Origin of the sequence: Jejuia spongiicola (assembly GCF_023502325.1) — a bacterium.
Lineage (GTDB): Bacteria > Bacteroidota > Bacteroidia > Flavobacteriales > Flavobacteriaceae > Wocania_A > Wocania_A spongiicola.
Map to the genome: position 1 here is coordinate 569,836 of NZ_JAMFLZ010000004.1, position 20,387 is coordinate 590,222.

The window sequence follows — 20,387 nt, forward strand, 5'->3', positions numbered from 1 at the left end:
ATTAAAAATTAACACGAATACTTACATTAGGGGTAATCCCTAAAGATTGATTTTCAACTTTGTTAATCATATTATCGGTATCTAAAGTATAATAGGTATTAATAATATTTTTTTGATTGAAAATATTCCAAATTGAAGCACCAACTACAGCTCTAGACGAATCAGAAATATCAAAAGCATAAGTTGCAGAACAATCAGCACGTAAATAATCATCTAAATTACTACTATTTGGTGCAGCGTATGTAATAAGGTTATCACTAGGGTCATCATTAACATCTGGCAAAGTTGTTGGTTTTCCAGAATGCCAATTTAAACCCAAAGCTAATTTAACATCGTTGTAAGTATACACACCTGAAAGAGCTAATACATGGCGAATGTCGGCATTATTAGGAAACGGATTACCATTGTTTAAATCTGGAAATGTGTAATCATTTTTACTATAAGTGTAGCCTAACCAAGTGCTAACAACATTATTAAATTGTTTGTTTACTAAAAAATCGAAACCTTTAATTTGATAACTCCCAACACTGTTTATAAATTGATATTGGTTTTGAAAGCCTTGACTCCTAGTAGTTATACCATCAACTTTTTTAATATAACCTTCGGCGCTAATTAGCAATTTGTTTTTATTATAATGAATGCCAACTGAGGCTTGTTTACTCTTTAAAATAGGAACTGGTTGAATATTTTTATTATTAATAGTTATAACATCTATATTGTTGTTAGATAAAACCCAACGCCTGTTTTCAATACCTAAAAAATCATTTTGCAAATCAATGATTTGAGAAGTGGTTTGACTTTTGAGTTCCCCTAACAATTCAAACCTAAAGCTGTTAATAAATCGCTGACTAAAGCTTAAACGAGGCTCGTAAACAATCATATCAAATTTTGGGAAGTGGTTTATTCTACTTCCAAATTTTAAGTTGGTTTTGCCATTGTTTGATAAAAAAGCACCTTCGGCATAAACCGAATGACTTCTAACAACATCCCTTATAAAACTTCTAAAAACTGGATTGTTTACATCTTCTAGATTGCTTATACCTACTTCAATAAATTGATACCCGCCATTTAATTTTAGTTGACTATTGTGTTTGTAGTTTATATCCAATTTTGCAGAACCATCATACACTTCGTTTTCTTGAATTAAACGCTGATTGTTTATGATATCAAAATTGGTGGCATCTAAATCGTAATTTGTTACATATGCATGAGCGGTAGTTGAAAGTTTTGAGTTCCAATCTCTAGTGTACGAAAACCCTAAAGCCAAATTTTGTTGTGACAGTTTACTATTTAAAGCTTCGTTTCTATCATTAATATTGGCTTGTTCTTCGTAATTTAATTTGTTGTTTGCGTTTAAAAACTGAAGTCTGATTTTATCTTTTTCAGTAATATCATATAAAAATTTTGCTGTTATATCATAGAAGTAAAAAGATTCGTTTTTATCGATAGCATTATCATTTTGATTAAAATTTGTTAAATCTGAATCTTGAAAAACACGTTTTTTATATAAGTCGTAAGTTGGAGTAGTTACCAAATCTGTTACTGAACGACGTGTAGAAATTTGCAATTCTGTATTATGAGTTAGTGGGATTTTTGCAAAAACATCGGCGTTTATTAAATTAAACCCACCACCTGCTTTAAATGTGTTATCAATTTCGTTAGGCAATTGCATATCGATAATACTAGAAATACCATCACCATATTTTGCTGGGGTTCCGTTTTTTGAAACATTAACTTGTTTTGTGGTATAGGGGTTGAATGCTGAAATTAACCCGAAAAAATGACCTGATTGATACATTTTTATACCATCCCAAAGAAGTAAGTTTTGATCGTGCGAGCCACCACGAATATTAATGTTAGATACGGTTTCGTCAATACTTAAAACTCCAGGAAGCGATTGAATGGTTTGTAAAACATCGGGTTCAATTAACCCAGGGAGAATACCAAAAGTTTCAGGTTTTATAGTAATTACACCATCGTTTAACTTAGTAATGCCAGTGGTTAAATAATTAGTTATTATAACTTCGTCTAGCCTTTGTGTTCTGTGAAATGTTGCTTGAGTTTTTAAAGCTTTAATGGCAACAAATCGATTGTTTAATAATTCAAAATCTAGTTTGACTTTGTTTTTTAGAAAATCTAAGACCTCTTCTAAAGTTAAGTTTTCTTTTGGAATAACTACTTTTTTATCTTGAATAGTAGCATCAGCATAAGAAAAGCTAATGTTATATCTAGTTTCGATAATTTTTAAAACAACGGCGAGCGAATGCTTTTCTTTTTGAACAGTTTGAGAACTTAAAGTCGAAATATTCAAAAAAAACAATAGTATAAAGATAGAAAGTGTACCTTTTCTACTCACGCTTTAATGTTATAGTATTGTTGTCTTTACTATATGTTAAGTGTAAAGGTAAGGTAATGTTTTTTATTGCAACATCTATATTATTATGAGGGAAACCAACAGTAACTAACTCTTCAGAATTTATATTTAAAAGCGTAATATCTACATTATATTGTCTTTCAAACTCTGCAATAACTTCTTTAAAAGGTAGACTTTTGAATAGGCTTTCGTTATTTAACCACGAAGGTGTTAAGCGACTTTCTTTTTCTTTAACAATTTGTTTCCCATCAATAATTAAAAATCTGTCTCCAGGCTTTAACTTTGTTTCTTGAGAGTTGTGTGTCACACCAACTAATCCTTCGTAGCAAATAACCTCAAAATAATTGTCCCGTTGTTTTACATTAAATTGAGTACCATAAACCGTAACGGTTCCTGATTTTGTAATAACATTAAATGAAGAACCTTTGGCAACTTTAAAAAAAGCTTCACCATTAAGTTCTACTTCGCGCTCGTGTTTCCAATCTTTTTTATTGAATGCTAACAACGATTTAGCATTAAGCGAAACACTAGAAGCGTCTGGTAATTTTATAGTAGTTTTTTGAGCAAACTTGGTTGTAATTGTAGTATCTAAAGTGGTAGTGTAATAGTATAAACTAAAACAAACAGCAAGTATAGCAGCAACACGCATTAATGGTTTTATCCAATGTGTGGTTTGCTTTTTAGTGCTTTTAATTTTAGACAACACTTGGTCTAATTCGGCAGAAGTATTAAAATCTTCAGCCTTAAAAGCTTGCATACTGTTATCCAACTTTATTAAATCATCATAATCTTCAAGGTTTTTAAACGCTTCAAGTTCCTGATCATTTAGATCGTTATCTAACCATTTCGATATTAAAATTTCTTTGTCCATAATTCTTATACAACTATATAACAGTTAACTTTTATTTTTTCCTACCCTCTAGTTAAAAAAAATCAAAAAACTCAAATTCCAAATCCCAAAACGTTACACTGAGATTCACAGAATCAAAACTTTTCGTCTTAGCGTTTTTGCGCGAAAAATATTTTTCACTTTCTCTCAATAATATCCAAACGAAACATTTTTAATATTCTATTTCCTAATTCAGATGGTTCACAGTGAGCAGAAATTGTACTTGTCAATTCAATTTGAATTGGTAAGTTTTTCACACTTTCAATTCTTAGAGTGTTATTTCTGTCTGTTATTCCACAAATACTAAATCGACTATATTTTTCTTCAAACCTTCTACCGCTTTTTTCTTTACTTGCTTTTAAAGCAGACCAATCTGAGATTTTACCCATCCCATCTTTATTCTCCTTAATGTTAAATTTGTTAAAATTTCTTTTAATAGTTTCTCCAATAATTTTTTGAGAGGATTTCAGATCAATTACTTCGCATTTTTCTTGTTCATAATGATAGCTGTCTTTTGGTTCCTTAGAAATGGGTGCAACAATAATTTCAGAATGTTTTTCAGAAATATAAACTGTGACAGATTTTATTACTTTCAATTTAGGTTTAGGTAGTGTAAATGGAATACTTCTTATTTTCATGTAAATAATTTTATAATTCCTTAATATCTTCTCTCAATTTCTTTAAAGCACCATAAATACGTTTTTCAACAGCTTTGGTAGAAATATCTAAGAGCGCTGCAATTTCTTTAAAACGTTTTCCTTCAACACGATTCATCATAAAAGCAACCCGTTGTGCTTCGGTTAGATTTGCTAATGCTTTTTGTAGTTTATCATTATACTCAGCCTCTTGCATTAAAAACTCTGGGCTTTCGTTGGTAGACATTTTAGGTTTAGTTTGCTGATGCTTCAATACAACCTTTTGGTGTGCTGCTTCATTCAACATTAAATTATTAGCAGTAGTAAAAACAAAACTCTTTGCTTTATCAGGAGAAATTTTTGCACAGTTTTGCCATAATTTAATGAAGGCTTCCTGTACTTTGTCTTTTGGGTTTAGTAATTCACCAAACTTATAGTATAAAAAGTTGTGTAAATCTTTTGAGTGTTTATTAAATATGGAAGAAAAAATATGTTCTTCACAAATATTATCGTGTAATTGTTTCCCCATTGATAGTTTTGATTGGTGTCACTAAAATAAGGTTTTTTGGAGTTTGGAGTTTGAGTTTTTTTTTTTTTTTTAACTAGAGAGGGTAGGAATTTTTAAAGTTATCCTGTTTTATATTCAAAAAGCTATGTTTAACCCAAATTTTAATATCATGAAAACTAAAATCAGTAAATTATTACTATTACCTTTTTTTGCCCTTTTAATGTTTACGTCTTGTCAGGAAGAAGTTGTAGAAATTACAGATCCTAATGAAACAGAAGCAATTGCTGCCGATTCAATGTTGGCTACTTTAATGAGCTCTGCGTCTACTATGGATGGTTCAAAAGATAATATTATAGACAATGCTAGTTGTTTATCTATCGAATTACCAGTTACAGTTGTAGTTAACGGGTTGGAAATTATTATAGATTCAGAAGAAGACTATAAAGTTATTGAAGCAATTTTTAATGAATTTGAAGAAGATGAAGATCGTTTAGAAATCATTTTCCCTATTACAATAATTACAGAAAATCATGATGATATTGTAATTAACAATGCTGACGAATTAAAAGAATTTGTTAAAGAATGTAAAGGCGAAAATGAAGATGATGACGATATAGAATGTATCGATTTTAAATACCCTATTTCTTTTTCAGTATACGATGCTAACTTTCAGGTTATTGATGTCATAGAAATTGAAAATGATAGAGAATTGCACAAGTTTATTAAACGTATTATTAATAAGGAGGTTTTTGCAAGTCTTAATTTCCCAGTAACCATGGTTTTAGCCGATGGAACAGAAGTAGTTGTTAATAATAACGAAGAGTTAGAAAGCACAATTAACGAAGCTAAAGATGCTTGTGATGAAGATGATGATAATGATTATGGAGATGATGACTTTACAAAAGAGCGTTTAGATGAATATTTACAAGTTTGCCCATGGGTAGTGTATGAGTTTAAAAGAAACAATCAAGATAACACTGCCGAGTATAAAGAGTATGCTTTAAACTTTAAGGAAGATGGTGTTGTAAAAATGCGTGCTAGAAATGGCGATATATTAACAGGTACTTGGAGTACTCGAGTAACTGATAGAGGCGCACTTTTAAAACTAGAATTTGAAACCTTAGCAGACTTTACTTTAGAATGGGTTGTATATGATATTGAGTATGGTAAAATAAAACTATACGAAGAAGGAGGTAACCGAATTATCATGAAGAAAAATTGTGATGTAGTTATTGATATTACAAAAGAAAGAATTGAAAACTATTTACAAGAATGTTTATGGAGAGTTGCTAGATTGCATGTTGAAGGTAATGATAACGAAAAAGACTATATAGGAACACCATTAAAATTCTTTGAAAACAATGTAGTAAAAATTCGTGTAAACGGAGAGTTTGTACAAGGTACTTATGATATTCTTGCATATAATGATGGATTTGTTTTACAGATTAACTTAGATGGCAGACCAGATTTACAGTTAGAGTGGTTGGTTACTTTCTTAGAGCCAGGAATAATTAAGCTTGAATCGTTAGGTAGTAATGAAAATAAAATGATATTAAAAAGACATTGTCCAGATGGTGATGATGATATAAATTATATAGGTGATGTACTTGTAACTGGAGAATGGGAAGTAGCTTTATATAAAGATGGTGACGTTGACAAAACAGAAGAGTTCTTTATGTATACTATCGATTTCTTAGAAAGTGGTTATATAAAGGTTACCGATCCTAATAACGGAATTATTGATGGTAACTGGTTAGCTTATAGATATGAAGGCTTGCATTTAGGAATGCATTATGGTATTGAAGCACCGTTTGATGTTTTAAACCACAGATGGAAAATTAAAGAGATTACTCCAAATAGAATAGAGTTAAAAGATTTAAGCTCAACAGGAGAAATAGAACGCATATTAGTCCTTGAGAAAAAAGAATAATTATGTTTTTGGTAAAAAGGAAACACAACTTTTTCGGTTGGTTAGGTTAATTATTAAGTAAGTTTCCTTTTATATAGGCTGTCAAATTAAAATTTGACAGCCTTTTTTTTCTTCTCTTTTTTATAGAATGTTACTTCTATAATACGCTTCAAATCATTAAATTTGCATTTCTTAAAATTTCAACAAAAATTATGTTTAATAATTTAAGCGATAAATTAGATAAAGCTCTACACGTTCTTAAAGGGCATGGAAGTATTACTGAAGTAAATGTAGCCGAAACTTTAAAAGAAGTACGACGTGCATTACTTGATGCCGATGTTAACTTTAAAATAGCTAAAGAGTTTACCAATAGAGTTAAAGAAAAAGCTTTAGGACAAAATGTATTAACAACGCTTCAGCCAGGGCAACTTATGGTTAAGATTGTTAAAGATGAGCTTACCGAACTTATGGGAGGCGATGCTGAGGGTATTAATCTTTCTGGTACGCCAAGTGTTATTTTAATGTCAGGTTTACAAGGTTCTGGTAAAACAACGTTTTCTGGTAAGCTTGCTAATTATCTTAAAAATAAAAAAACTAAAAAACCACTATTAGTAGCTTGTGATGTTTATCGTCCGGCTGCAATAGACCAATTACATGTTGTAGGAGAGCAAATTGGTGTTGAGGTTTTTAGTGATAGAGGTAATAATGATCCTGTTGCAATTTCTAAAGCAGGTATAGCTCATGCAAAAGCTAACGGATTTAACGTAGTGATTATAGATACTGCTGGTCGTTTAGCTGTTGATGAGGTAATGATGACCGAAATTTCGAATATTCATAAAGCTATTCAGCCTCAAGAAACGTTATTTGTTGTAGATTCTATGACAGGACAAGATGCTGTAAATACAGCAAAAGCCTTTAATGATGTTTTAAATTTTGATGGCGTTATTCTAACAAAATTAGATGGTGATACCCGAGGTGGAGCAGCCATTTCAATTAAGTCTGTAGTTAATAAACCTATTAAATTTATTGGTACAGGAGAAAAGATGGAAGCGATAGATGTATTTTATCCATCTCGTATGGCAGATCGTATTCTTGGAATGGGAGATGTTGTATCTTTAGTTGAAAGAGCGCAAGAACAGTTTGACGAAGCTGAAGCTAGAAAACTTCAAAAGAAAATAGCAAAAAATCAGTTTGGATTTGATGATTTCTTAAAGCAGATTCAGCAAATTAAGAAAATGGGGAATATGAAAGACCTTGTTGGAATGATTCCGGGTGCTGGAAAAATGATGAAAGATGTTGATATTGATGATGATGCTTTTAAAGGTATTGAAGCTATTATTCATTCAATGACACCAAAAGAGCGAAGTAACCCTTCTGTTATCAATGCGAGTAGAAAAAAGAGAATTGGTAAAGGTTCAGGAACTTCGGTTCAGCAAGTAAACCAGTTATTAAAGCAATTCAACCAAATGAGTAAGATGATGAAGATGATGCAAGGCGGAGGCGGTAAAAAAATGATGCAAGCTATGAAAAACATGAGGTAACCACTCATGTTTTTTTATTTATAATAATACTTATAATAAGTACCATGACAATTTTAGACGGAAAAAAGACAAGTAACGACATTAAAGAAGAAATTGCGAATCATGTAAAGTCTATGGCCTCAAAAGGAGAACGAGTGCCACACCTAGCTGCAATTTTAGTTGGGTCTGATGGGGCTAGTATGACTTATGTTAATGCTAAAGTAAAAGCTTGTAAACTTATTGGTTTTAATTCTACACTTGTTGAGTTACCTGAATACACTTCAGAAGAAGACTTACTAAAAAAAATTAATGAATTAAATTCTGATGATAATATAGATGGGTTTATTGTACAATTGCCTTTGCCAAAACAAATTGACGAACAAAAAGTTTTAATGGCAGTGAACCCTAATAAAGATGTTGACGGGTTTCACCCAACAAACGTTGGAAAAATGGCTTTAGGTTTACCAACTTTTTTGCCAGCAACACCCTACGGAATATTAGAATTATTAGAACGTTATCAGGTTGAAACTTCAGGTAAAAATGTTGTTGTGATGGGACGAAGCCATATTGTTGGCCGACCTATGAGTATACTAATGAGTCAGAAAAGAAAAGCAGGTGATGCCACAGTTACAGTGGTTCATAGCCGATCAAAAAACTTATTAGAAATCACAAAAAAGGCAGATATTATAGTTGCAGCTATTGGGATTTCGGAATTTTTAACTGGAGATATGGTTAAAGAAGATGTTGTGATTATTGATGTTGGAATTACTCGAGTTCCTGATGCTACAAAGAAAAATGGATATAGATTAGCTGGCGATGTACATTTTGAAAGCGTTAGTAAAAAAGCAAGTTATATTACTCCAGTCCCTGGGGGTGTTGGCCCAATGACAATTGCTATGCTACTTAAAAACACACTTTTGGCTAGAGAAAAGCATATAATTTAATCAAGCTTTTTTATCTAGTTACGTTTTTATTTTAAAAAAACTTATCATTAAATTAATAAAAATTTAACATTGCGTTATATTTGTTTTTAATTGATGACTCTCACAGAAGAAAAAATAATAGTAGAAGAAGACTTTTGGGCTAAATTTGTTGATGGAGATAAAGGAGCTTTTACGGCTATTTACAACTTTAACATAGAAGCTTTGTTTTCTTATGGAATGAAGTTATATCCAGACAAGGATTTTGTTAAAGACTGTGTTCAAGATGTTTTTTTAGATGTTTTTGAGCATAGAAAAAAACTTTCTACACCAAGAAGCGTTAAGCATTATTTGTTTATCGTATTAAAAAGAACCATGTTCAGAAAGCTTAAGAAAGAAAGTAAAAAAGAAAGCTTATCTGAATTTGAAAATTTATCCTTTATTACAGAGTATAATGTTGAATCTAGAACTATAGATAAAGAAGATGAAATCTATAAAAAGAAACTTGTTCATCAAATAATTAAAGAATTAACTCCTAAGCAACAAGAAATATTATATCTAAGATTTACAAAGAATTTTTCTTATAAAGAAATTTCAGAAATAATAGATATAGATCATAATTCAGTCCGAAAACAAGTGTATAGAGCTATAAAAAAACTAAGAGGAAATGACATTTTCAAAGATGTTATTAAAGTTCTTATACTTTATTCTTCAGTAAATAGTTGAGTTTTTTTAGATGCTAATAGATTGATTTTTAAAATATTATTTATTTTTTTGAAAATAATATAAATAAAGTGTCCACAAATAACTTTTTCTTTCCACTATATATTAAACAAAGAAAGTATGGAGCCTTATTCAAGGTATTTAGAAGACAAGTGTTTTATAGATTGGGTTTTCGATCCAACACCAGAAAGTAACACTTTTTGGGAATCTTACATAAAAAGCAATCCAGAAGAAAAAGAAATAGTATATGCTTTAAAAAAGATATTGCTTGGTTTAAAGACTAATGATGCTATTATTTCTAATGAGGAAAAGCAAGAAGTACTTGAGCAAATTTTAAGTAAAACTAATAGCGCTAAAACAAGTAAAGTAAAAACATTACCAGGATTCATAAAAAGATATTACAAATATGCCGCTATATTTATTGTAATTATTACAGCTAGTATTTTTATTAATAAGAATTTCGTTCAAAATAAAAAACTACCATTTAGTGATATAAATTTAACAGCTCTCGATTCCATAACAAGTACGCAGTTAAATTTAGCATCAGGCGAGCAGCTTTTAATTAAAGAAGCAAAATCTACAATTGAGTATAATGATTTAGGTAATATAATTTTAAATGAAAGTGATACTATAAATAAAAATATTGCTTATTCAAATAGTGAAAAAGAGTCTTTAAATACTTTAATAATTCCTTACGGAAGGCATAGTAAAATTACACTTTCTGATGGAACAATTGTGCACCTGAATGCAGGCACACAATTTGTGTTTCCGGAAAAATTTATAGGAGACAAAAGAACTGTGTTTTTATCTGGTGAAGCTTTTTTTGAAGTAACATCAAATAAAGAAAAGCCATTTATAGTAAAAACCATTGTTGAAGAATTATTGGTAGAAGTTTTAGGAACTAAATTTAATGTATCAGCCTACCCGTCTGATAAAGAGGTTTTAACGGTTTTAACTGAAGGAAAAGTTAATGTTGTTGAAGAGAATATATTAAACGACAATAAAACAGTTTTAAAACCAGGCCAATTGGCAGCATGGAATAAAGATGCTGAAAGCATAAAAGTAAAAGATGTAAATACAGATAATTATACTTTATGGACTCAAGGGCTTTTATATTTTGAAAGCGAACCAATGGCAAATGTTATTAAAAAACTAGAACGTTTTTATAATATAGAATTAACATTTGACGAATCTACCAATAAGCTGTATAGTACTAGTATAAGTGGGAAATTGGATTTAAATGATAATTTAAAAAGAACGCTTGAGAATTTAGAAGCTACTGCAGAGCTTAATTTTGAAAAAATAAATAATAGAAAATATATGATAAAATAAAAAAAAACCAGAGAATGCGCCAACACTCTCTGGCTAATAAAAATCTGTTAAACCAACAGATATTGTTTAATTAATAAACCGATCAAATTTATGAAAAAAAAACAGGTTTTCCATAATTCTCTCATGAATTATAGGAAGAAAGCTCTACTAGTGATGAAATGTCTTAGCTTATTTTTAGTCTTATTCTCATTTTATTCTTTTACAGATTTATATTCGCAGAACACGAAACTGAAAATTGATTTAAAAGAAGCTACTTTAATCGATATGATTAAAGAGATTGAAAAACAAAGCGAATTTGTATTTATTTATAACGATGAAATCTTACCTGAATTAAAAAAAGTTAGGGGCGACATTCAATTTAAAAATAGATCTATTCAAAAGGTTTTAGATAGAGTGTTAGATGATAATAAACTTATCTATTCAATAAATGAAAGACAAGTTATTTTAAATAAAAACACTTTATTTAGTACTCCAATTAACTCACAGCAAAACATCATTTCTGGAATGGTAAAAGATGATGCAGGGATACCTCTTGCTGGAGTAAATATAATAAAAGTAGGTACTTCAACAGGAACACAATCAGATTTTGATGGAAACTATTCAATCAATGCAGAAAAAGGAGATCAATTAACATTTTCTTATGTTGGTATTGAAACTGTAACTGTTACAGTTGAAGATAATAATACTATAAATGTTACTATGCTTGAAGATACTGAAAGCTTAAATGAAGTTATAGTAACTGCATTAGGTATTTCTCGTGAAAGAAAGTCATTAGGATATGCTGTAACCGAGGTAACATCTGAAGAATTAACTAAAGTAGGAAGCCCAAATGTTGTAGCATCTCTTTACGGAAAAGCGCCAGGAGTTCAGATAAAATCTAATCCAGGAGGAGTAACAGCAGGTGTAAATGTTTTAATTAGAGGAGTTGGATCACTAGGTTCAACTAATCAGCCGTTATTTATTGTAGATGGAATTCCAATCGAACATGGAGATTCTAATTATAGTAGATGGGGAGGTAGCAACTCTAGTAATGGAGCAGCCGATATTAACCCTGAAGATATTGAATCTTTATCTGTATTAAAAGGAGGAGCAGCTTCTGCTTTATATGGTTCAAAAGCTTCAAATGGAGTTGTAATAATTACTACTAAATCAGGGAACTTAAATAAAAAAGGTTTAGGTGTAGAGTTTGTATCTAATGCTACTTTTGATAAAGTTGCGTATTTGCCAAATTATCAAAACGAATACGGTTCAGGTTTCGATTCTCAAGTTTTTAGAACAAACGCAGCTGGCGAGAATATCTATCATAATACTTGGCCAAGTTTTGGACCTAAAATGGAGGGACAAATGCTTAGATGGTGGGATGGCGAGTTACGACCATATTCTCCGCAACCTGATAATATTAAAGATATTTACCAAACAGGTCATACTATAACAAATACTTTAGCTATTAGTAAAGCAACTAAGGATTATAGCTATAGATTGTCTTATACCAACTTAGGTTATGAAGGGATTTTTCCTGGAGTTAAGCAAAAAAGAAATGTATTTAGCCTTAATTCTAAAATAAAGTTAAATGATAAATTAGATGTAAGTTTCGTTGGGAACTTTTACGACATTACCACTACAAACAGACCTCCATTATTATCTGGACTTAATGCTTATGAGTATCCAAGGTCTACGAAACTTGATTTGTTAAAAGAAAACTACAAACAAGATGGATATTATAACGGACAAATAAGTGGAAATAGCGCTCCAGGAATGGTAAGAAATTTTATGAGTTTTTTATGGAATGCTAATGAGAATAATGATGAAGATAAAAGAGGAAGGCTTGTAGGGAATGTTACTTTAGATTATCAGCCATTTACTAATGTAAATGTGCGTGCAAGAGTAGGAACCGATCTTATAAATACTAATTCTCAAAACGAAACAGCAAGTAGAAACCCTGTTAATAGTGGGCAATACCGTGAAGGTTTTGGTAAAACACAATTGGACTATTTTGAATTATTAACAACCTATAATAAGGACATTAATGAGGATATTAATTTAGCATTAACTGCTGGAGGATCGATTTCTAAACAAAAGCATTCTGATGGTTATGTTAGAACTAATGGTGGTTTAATCGTTCCTAATTGGTTTAGTTTAAAAAATTCTGCTAGAGAAAGAGTAAGTGATGGAAATAGAGATGCAAAAAGAGTAGATGCACTTTTTGGAGTAGCTTCTTTTTCTTATAAGAATATGGTTTTCTTAGAGGCTACAGGAAGAAATGATTGGTCATCTACCTTACCACATAATAATCAATCGTTTTTCTACCCATCAGTAAGTGGAAGTTTTGTGTTTAGTGATTTATTATCAGAATGGTCTTGGTTAGATTATGCTAAAGTTAGAGCATCTTGGGCTAATACAGGTAACGATACTGGAAGTAACTTTTACAGAGCAAATAAAGTATATAGTTATGGTAATTATAACGGTGCAGTTACTAATACTTTTAGTAATTCTGTTCCACCTACAAATTTGGTAAACGAAAATTCGCTTGTTACAGAATTTGGTATAGAAGCTAGAACACTTAATAATAGATTAGGGTTTGATTTAACTTATTATAAAGAAAGAAGGGTAGATCAAATAATTCCTTTAGATATACCATTATCTTCTGGGGCATCTAGTACAATAGTAAATGCAGGAGAACTTGCTAATTCAGGTATTGAACTTCAAATAAATGCTCTGCCAATAGAGACAGAGAATTTTAGTTGGAGAACAATTGCAAATTTTGCAAAAAACAAGAATGAAGTAGTAGAATTAGCTCAAGGGATTGATCAACTTTTTAATCAAAGTAATATAGGAGGAGCTATTCGAAACCTTGCAAAAGTAGGTGTGCCTTATGGACAGTGGGAAGCATATACTTACCAAACAGATGATAATGGAAATAGAGTTATAGATGGTGACGGTTTATATGTAAGAGATGACTCAGAAAGAGTACCTGTAGGTAATTCTACACCAGATTTAATAGGAGGATTTACTAATATACTTACTTATAAAGGTTTCACACTTAACGCTCATATCGATTTTGTTGTAGGAGGAGACATATTTTCTTTTACAAATTATTATGGTACAAATGCAGGAAAGTTAGAAGAATCACTTAAGTATAGAGATGAAAGAAATGGAGGATTACCATATTATAAAGACACAAGTGGTAATTTAATCCAATTACCTTCACATACTTCACCATCTCCAAATGGTCCTGTATACCATGATGGTGTAATTTTAGATGGAGTTACTTCTGATGGACAACCAAATACTACTTTAATTGATGCATTCGATTATTATATAAATACATATTATTGGAATTTCGGTTTTCACGAAGAAGGTCTTTTCGATAATAGTTATGTTAAGCTAAGGGAGGTTTCTTTAAAATATGAGTTTAATAATAGCGTAACCGATAAATTAGGTATAGATAATTTAGAGCTAGCATTAATAGGAAGAAATCTATTCTATATCTATAAAAATGTACCTAATATTGACCCAGAAGCCGTTTTAGGTTCTAGTGCAGGTGAGGCATCAGCCGTAGATTTAGGATCACAACCAGGAAGCAGAAGCCTTGGGTTATCATTAAGAATTAGCTTATAAAAAAAAAGATTATGAAGAAAACATTTATATTAAAAATATTATTAGGAGTGTCTATTCTTATTAGTTCATGTACCAAAGAATTGGATGCCTTATTTTTAGATCCAGATGGGTCTACAGAAACAAAAATAGAGTACTTATTTTCTAGAGCACTTACAGAACAAGGAGCGGGTATGCGTATAGGATATAACCCTTCAGGCTATTATTTAGTATTGAGGACTATATCGCCTTGGATTCAACTTGCTGGTGTTGATGGTAATGATTCAGAAATGATGACAGCCAGTGGTAATGCTATTAATAATAGCTGGTCTTCTTATTATGTAGGTTTTGCACCTAAACTTACCGAAATGCAAATTCAATACGGTTTACTGCCAGATGAAGAAAAATCAAATTATGATATTTATATGAATTTGATTAAAGTGGTAAGAGCAAATGCTACCATGAAGATGACAGATTTATATGGTGATATCCCATATTCTGAAGCATTTAAGGCCAGAGAAGGAAACAATGAGTTCTTTCCTAAGTATGATGCACAATTAGATATTTATACGTCTTTATTAGCAGATTTAAAAGAAGTTGACACCTATTTGTCAAGCTTTTCATTGAATGGCTCAATAGTTCATAATAAATTAGCAGAGCAGGATATTTTAAATGATGGAGATATTACTAAATGGAGAAAATTTGCAAACTCTTTACGTTTAAGAGCAGCGATGCGAATTTCTGATCTTGATAATGCTTTAGCTTCATCTACAGTACAAGATATTATGTCTAGCAACGCTCCTTTAGCGCTTGTTAATGCTGATAATATTTTAGTTAATGCAGAGGCCCCTAATGGTCTTAACATTATTGGAGGCGGTGGCGGCCTTTTTGGTAGAGCCATTGAGGATAGCCCGAATTTAGTATATGCTCCTGAGCATATGTTAAATGTTATGAATGGAAGTAATGACCCTAGAATACCTTATATGTGGGTGCCTAATACAGGTGGAGACTATATTGGTTTACCATCATCTCCTGATACACAAGGAACCCTTACCATAGATAGAGATAACTATGCTTATATTAATGAGGACTTAATGAGGAATAATGAATTGTTGCCTGGTTTTGTAATTACTGCAGCTGAGGTGAATTTTTTATTAGCTGAAGCTGTAATGGAAGGATTTATTTCTGGAACAGCAAAAGACTATTATGATGCTGCACTTACAGAATCGATTAATTTTTACTATGAAATTAATGCATTAAATGCAAGTGCAAGTCCAGTGGCGCCAGATACAGCAGATGTACAAGCCTTTATAGATGCTAGTACAGCTACTTATGATGGAACAAAAGAGCAATTAGGTACACAGAAATGGATCCATTTTGGGCTTTTCCAACCTAGAGAAGCTTACGCATCATACAGAAGGTTAGATGCTCCAACATTACCTGTAAATATTGCAGCTGGTACAACTCTTGTTGTTCCAGTTAGAATTACAATTGCAGATAATGATAAGGTAGTTAATGAAGAAAATTATAACGCTGTAAAAGCACAAGATACCCCTAATACGAAAGTATCATGGGATAAAAATTAGTTTGGTTTGAGTTAGTTCTTAAATTTTGATTGAGGAGTAAGAATTATTAATTCTTGCTCCTTTTCAATTTATATATATATAAGTTTGGTAAAGTATTAAACTGAATAAATGTACTTATAAGTTTTTGCCATTGTCAATTTAGTAAAATTCAATTATCTTGTATGTAGCAAATAATATAGATAGATGAAAAGGAGTTATTTTTTGTTAGGTTTTTTAGTAATATTTTTTTCTGCATATTCTCAAGAAAAACCAATTTTTGAACAAGTTTTTTCAAAACAAACGAATATTAAGTTTAACAATAAAATTGTTGAAACTAAGGAGGATAATATTTTTATTTATGATAATTTTTACGCTGGTGCAGGAGTTGGATTAGGCGATGTAAATAATGATGGTCTTTTAGATGTTTATTTTTGTGGTAATCAAGTCAAAGACAAATTATATATAAATAAAGGAAATTTTGTTTTTGAAGACATAACAAAAGAAAGTGGTATAGAAGATTTGGACATAGGTTGGTCTTCTTCTGTCTCCATGATAGATATAAATAAGGATGGTTTATTAGATGTTTTTGTGACTAAAGAATTGTATGATGATAAGCCAGATTGGAGAAGAAATAAACTATACATAAACCAAGGAGGTAACAAGTTTGTTGAACAAGCTCAAAAAGTTGGATTAGGCGATACTTTAAGAACTAGAGGTGCGGCCTTTTTTGATTATGATAAAGATAACGATTTAGATGTTTTTCTTTTACACCAGCCCCCAAACCCAGGAATTTATTCAAAATATAGAGCATTGAGTGATGACGGGCGCCTTTTAGACAATAAATACGCCCCACGACTTTATGAGAATAGAAATGGAGTATTTTGTGATGTTTCAAAAGAAGCTAATATTTTAGATCCAGGTTTTTCTAATGCAGTTGCTGTTTCAGATTTAAATAATGATGGATATCCAGATTTAGTAGTCGCTAACGATTTTGAAGCTCCTGATAGATTTTATTTGAATTTAGGAAATGGAACTTTTAAAAACATTGCCAATGATGCTTTTAAGCATACTTCTTTTTATAGTATGGGAGTAGATGTTGCTGATATCAACAATGATAACTTTTTAGATGTATTTGTTGTAGATATGGTTGCTGAAGACAATTTTAGGTTAAAGGCGAATATGAGTGGAATGAATCCAGACAAGTTTTGGAGGATTGTTGATAAAGGGTGGAATTATCAATACATGAACAATGTTTTACAAGTTAACAACGGGAACACAACATTTAGTGATATTGCAAAATTTTCTGGTGTATCTAACACAGATTGGAGTTGGTCTCCATTGATCGCTGATTTTGATAATGATGGGCTTAAAGATATTATTGTTACTAATGGACTGCTAAGAGATATTAGAAATACAGATGCTGATACTAAAATAAAACTATTTATACATGAAAAGATACAAAAGTATTTAAGTGAAAACACTAATATAGAAGGTGTAGAGATATGGGATATAGTATCTCATAAAGAATTATCAGAAATCTATCCTTCTAGTAAATTGCAGAATAAAGCTTTTAAAAATATTGGAAACAGTGAATTCAAGGATGTTTCTAACTATTGGGGGCTAAAAAATAAAAGCTTTTCAAATGGTTCTGCTTATGGTGATTTGGATAATGATGGAGATTTAGATTTAGTAATAAATAATATTAATGATCAAGCTTTTGTTTTTAAGAATAAATCTCAGAACAACTTTTTAAGAGTAAAATTAAAAAGTAAAAAAAATCAGCCAATTTTTGGAACTAAGGTTACTATCAAATATGGAGATAGTGAAAGCCAACTTATCGAAATAACAAGTGTAAGAGGCATGTATTCTACTAGTGAGCATATTGCTCATTTTGGTATAAATAAAATATCCGTTATTAACGAAGTTATTATAGAGTGGGCAAATGGGACAAGAACGATTCTTAAAAATGTACCATCAAATAAAGTAGTAGAAACATATTTGGAAGAGGGTGTTGATAGTAAAGGAGAATTAATAGATAATACAAACATTTTGTTTTCAGATATTACTTCATCTAGTAAGTTAAAACATCAGCATATAGAAAATGTTTTTGATGATTATGGATATCAGGTATTATTACCACATAAGATGTCTGAATTTGGGCCAGCATTAGCAGTTTCAGATGTTAATAATGATGGGCTAGATGATGTTTTTGTAGGCGGATCGACAGGTTATAGTGCAACATTATACATTCAAAATAAAGATGGAATGTATTTAAAGGGCTCATCAGTTTTATGGGAAAAGGAAAAAACATATGAAGATATTGATGCTTTATTTGTAGATATAAATGGAGATGGATTTAAGGATTTATATGTTGTAAGTGGGGGGAATGAATTTTTAGCAAATGATTTAAATTATGAAGATCGGTTATATTTAAATAATGGTCAAGGCGATTTTTATAGAAAACCATTAAAAGGCTTAGATAAAATTAGCGGTTCTGTAGTAAAAGCTAATGATTACGATAATGATGGTGATATAGACCTTTTTGTAGGAGGTAGGCATTTACCACATCAATATCCATTACCAACATCAAGTATGTTGCTTAAAAATGAAAAAGGACAATTAACAAACGTTACCAATTCTTTGGCTAAAGAACTAAAAAATATTGGTATGATAACCGATGCAGTTTGGGTAGACTATGATAATGATGGAGATTCTGATTTACTAATTGTTGGAGAGTGGATGCCTATTACAGTTTTTGAAAATGATGAAGGTAAATTTACCAGAGTGTTTTTGAATGATTTTGATAACACTACTGGGCTTTGGTTTAGTATTGAAAAAGGAGATTTTGATAATGATGGAGATATTGATTTTGTTGCAGGTAATTTAGGACTGAATTATAAGTATAAAACTTCAAAGGATGAACCTTTTGATGTATACTATTCAGACTTTGATAAAAATGGAAATGGTGATTTAGTTTTGGGTTATTATGAAAATAATAAGCATTACCCATTAAGAGGGTTTTCTTGTTCATCTCAACAAATTCCCAATCTTAAAAAAAATATTAAGAAATATGATTTATTTGCTTCTTTAGAAATAGATGATGTATACGGAAAAGAAAACTTAAAGAATGCTTTACATTATACAGCAAAAACTTTTGCTTCTTCTTATATTGAGAATGTAGGAAATAACCGCTTTAAAATATCATCTTTACCTTATCAAGCACAAATTTCTAATGTCAATGATATTTTAGTAAACGACTTTAATAATGATGATAATTTAGATGTGTTAATTGTAGAAAACATGTATGCCTCTGAAGTTGAGACACCTAGAAATGATGCAGGAACTGGGCTTTTAATGTTAGGAGATGGGAAAGGAGGGTTTCTTCCTGTAGCTAGTAGAGAAAGCGGGTTTTTTGTTAGAAATGATGCTAAGAAGGTGAAAATAGTAAATAATGAAGAGCGTTTAGTTTTAGTTGCTAATAATAATGGATTATTACAAGTGATTAAAATAAATGATTGATATTTTTTAAAATAGCAAAATATCACTTTGTTATATAATTTAAATATTAAATTGCGCTATGAATTCTTCATTTTTCAGTGCAATTTTTTTGTCAAAAAGGGTGTCAATTGGCAGTATAGAACATATATTTCCAATAGTTGTTTCTATTTTATTTTGTGTTTTATTAATTAAGTATTCCAAATTAAAGTTAAGAAGAAAGCAACAATATAAGGCGTTACATATATTAGGATGCTCAATATCTTTTTTTGTTATTATATTCCATTTGTATAAAATGAGTTTAGGCAACTATAATATTGCCACAGATCTACCTTTGTATTTGTGTAGTTTTATGGCATTGTTAATTCCCGTATTTACTTATTACAGGAAATTTTGGATGTTCGAGGTATTGTTGTTTTGGATTATTGCTGGGACTACGCAGGGTGTTTTAACACCAGACATACCAGAAGGGTTTCCTAGTTTCGATTATTTTAGATATTGGGTTGTACACTTGGGACTTTTAACCGTTATTTTTTATGCAACGATTGTTTTTAAGATGAAACCAACTTTTAAAAGTGTTTTTAAATCTTTTTTTGCGTTACAGTTATACGTGATTTTCATGGTTATAATTAATTATGCTTTAAATGCCAATTACTTCTATTTGAATAAAAAGCCACAATCTGCCTCAATATTGGATTATTTTGGAGAATGGCCATTATATATAATTGTGGTGCAAATAATAATTATCCCTTATTTTTTATTGATTTACTTACCCTTTTATTTGGCTAAAAGAAAAAGTAAGACTTCAATTATTAAATATTAATAATTTACCTGAGTTTTATTTAAATTCATTTTAAAAATGTCTACCCCTAGAACTTGCTTAACCAAAAGCTCACATGAAATATAAAACGACTAGACTAGTC

At 30.7% G+C, this 20,387-nt stretch carries 13 protein-coding genes; 9 read left to right on the plus strand and 4 right to left on the minus strand.

Features of this window, described 5'->3' with window-relative positions; genetic code table 11:
* Window position 1 precedes the first annotated feature (1 nt).
* The 4 genes from M3P09_RS12335 to M3P09_RS12350 form a co-directional block, all read right to left on the minus strand.
* On the minus strand, window positions 2–2,356 hold the full coding sequence (locus M3P09_RS12335; RefSeq protein ID WP_249973361.1) for a TonB-dependent receptor plug domain-containing protein: 2,355 nt from the start codon (window positions 2,354–2,356) through the stop codon (window positions 2–4).
* Window positions 2,349–3,245, minus strand: coding sequence for a FecR family protein (locus M3P09_RS12340; protein ID WP_249973362.1), 897 nt, complete (start codon window positions 3,243–3,245; stop codon window positions 2,349–2,351). Before M3P09_RS12340 ends, M3P09_RS12335 begins: the two co-directional genes overlap by 8 nt.
* A gap of 155 nt (window positions 3,246–3,400) precedes the next feature.
* The gene (locus M3P09_RS12345) at window positions 3,401–3,901 is read right to left on the minus strand and encodes a hypothetical protein (RefSeq protein WP_249973364.1); all 501 of its coding nucleotides are present in this window, start codon (window positions 3,899–3,901) and stop codon (window positions 3,401–3,403) included.
* A 10-nt stretch (window positions 3,902–3,911) separates the two neighbouring features.
* Window positions 3,912–4,427 carry an RNA polymerase sigma factor gene (locus tag M3P09_RS12350; protein ID WP_099563697.1) on the minus strand — a complete coding sequence of 172 codons (516 nt, stop codon included), beginning with the start codon at window positions 4,425–4,427 and terminating at the stop codon, window positions 3,912–3,914.
* 148 nt (window positions 4,428–4,575) lie between these two features.
* Between M3P09_RS12350 and M3P09_RS12355 the strand changes: the two genes are divergently transcribed.
* The 9 genes from M3P09_RS12355 (at window position 4,576) to M3P09_RS12395 (ending at window position 20,287) form a co-directional block, all read left to right on the plus strand.
* On the plus strand, window positions 4,576–6,336 hold the full coding sequence (locus tag M3P09_RS12355; RefSeq protein WP_249973366.1) for a hypothetical protein: 1,761 nt from the start codon (window positions 4,576–4,578) through the stop codon (window positions 6,334–6,336).
* Between the two features lie 191 nt (window positions 6,337–6,527).
* A complete protein-coding gene (ffh, locus tag M3P09_RS12360) occupies window positions 6,528–7,856 on the plus strand; it encodes a signal recognition particle protein (RefSeq protein WP_249973367.1) in 1,329 nt (442 codons plus the stop codon).
* 44 nt (window positions 7,857–7,900) lie between these two features.
* Window positions 7,901–8,779, plus strand: a complete 879-nt coding sequence (locus M3P09_RS12365; RefSeq protein WP_249973368.1) for a bifunctional 5,10-methylenetetrahydrofolate dehydrogenase/5,10-methenyltetrahydrofolate cyclohydrolase — start codon at window positions 7,901–7,903, stop codon at window positions 8,777–8,779.
* Window positions 8,780–8,872: 93 nt separating this feature from the next.
* Window positions 8,873–9,481 (plus strand): RNA polymerase sigma factor, encoded by a 609-nt coding sequence (locus M3P09_RS12370; RefSeq protein WP_099563693.1) that lies wholly within the window; start codon window positions 8,873–8,875, stop codon window positions 9,479–9,481.
* A 117-nt stretch (window positions 9,482–9,598) separates the two neighbouring features.
* Window positions 9,599–10,810 (plus strand): FecR family protein, encoded by a 1,212-nt coding sequence (locus M3P09_RS12375; protein ID WP_249973369.1) that lies wholly within the window; start codon window positions 9,599–9,601, stop codon window positions 10,808–10,810.
* A gap of 90 nt (window positions 10,811–10,900) precedes the next feature.
* Window positions 10,901–14,428: a SusC/RagA family TonB-linked outer membrane protein gene (locus tag M3P09_RS12380; RefSeq protein ID WP_249973371.1), complete on the plus strand. Its 3,528-nt coding sequence runs from the start codon at window positions 10,901–10,903 to the stop codon at window positions 14,426–14,428.
* 11 nt (window positions 14,429–14,439) lie between these two features.
* Entirely contained in the window at window positions 14,440–15,990 is a 1,551-nt protein-coding gene (locus tag M3P09_RS12385) for a SusD/RagB family nutrient-binding outer membrane lipoprotein (protein ID WP_249973373.1), read from the plus strand.
* A 183-nt stretch (window positions 15,991–16,173) separates the two neighbouring features.
* Window positions 16,174–19,488 carry a VCBS repeat-containing protein gene (locus M3P09_RS12390; RefSeq protein ID WP_249973374.1) on the plus strand — a complete coding sequence of 1,105 codons (3,315 nt, stop codon included), beginning with the start codon at window positions 16,174–16,176 and terminating at the stop codon, window positions 19,486–19,488.
* A 58-nt stretch (window positions 19,489–19,546) separates the two neighbouring features.
* Window positions 19,547–20,287, plus strand: coding sequence for a YwaF family protein (locus tag M3P09_RS12395; protein WP_249973376.1), 741 nt, complete (start codon window positions 19,547–19,549; stop codon window positions 20,285–20,287).
* Window positions 20,288–20,387 lie beyond the last annotated feature (100 nt).

What these genes read in the sequence shown, in the direction of transcription:
- M3P09_RS12390 (WP_249973374.1), top strand. Translation starts at nt 16,174, where the DNA reads ATGAAAAGGAGTTATTTTTTGTTAGGTTTTTTAGTAATATTTTTTTCT.
- M3P09_RS12370 (WP_099563693.1), top strand. Translation starts at nt 8,873, where the DNA reads ATGACTCTCACAGAAGAAAAAATAATAGTAGAAGAAGACTTTTGGGCT.
- M3P09_RS12350 (WP_099563697.1), bottom strand. Translation starts at nt 4,427, where the DNA reads ATGGGGAAACAATTACACGATAATATTTGTGAAGAACATATTTTTTCT.
- ffh (WP_249973367.1), top strand. Translation starts at nt 6,528, where the DNA reads ATGTTTAATAATTTAAGCGATAAATTAGATAAAGCTCTACACGTTCTT.
- M3P09_RS12365 (WP_249973368.1), top strand. Translation starts at nt 7,901, where the DNA reads ATGACAATTTTAGACGGAAAAAAGACAAGTAACGACATTAAAGAAGAA.
- M3P09_RS12345 (WP_249973364.1), bottom strand. Translation starts at nt 3,901, where the DNA reads ATGAAAATAAGAAGTATTCCATTTACACTACCTAAACCTAAATTGAAA.
- M3P09_RS12380 (WP_249973371.1), top strand. Translation starts at nt 10,901, where the DNA reads ATGAAAAAAAAACAGGTTTTCCATAATTCTCTCATGAATTATAGGAAG.
- M3P09_RS12355 (WP_249973366.1), top strand. Translation starts at nt 4,576, where the DNA reads ATGAAAACTAAAATCAGTAAATTATTACTATTACCTTTTTTTGCCCTT.
- M3P09_RS12375 (WP_249973369.1), top strand. Translation starts at nt 9,599, where the DNA reads ATGGAGCCTTATTCAAGGTATTTAGAAGACAAGTGTTTTATAGATTGG.
- M3P09_RS12385 (WP_249973373.1), top strand. Translation starts at nt 14,440, where the DNA reads ATGAAGAAAACATTTATATTAAAAATATTATTAGGAGTGTCTATTCTT.
- M3P09_RS12395 (WP_249973376.1), top strand. Translation starts at nt 19,547, where the DNA reads ATGAATTCTTCATTTTTCAGTGCAATTTTTTTGTCAAAAAGGGTGTCA.
- M3P09_RS12340 (WP_249973362.1), bottom strand. Translation starts at nt 3,245, where the DNA reads ATGGACAAAGAAATTTTAATATCGAAATGGTTAGATAACGATCTAAAT.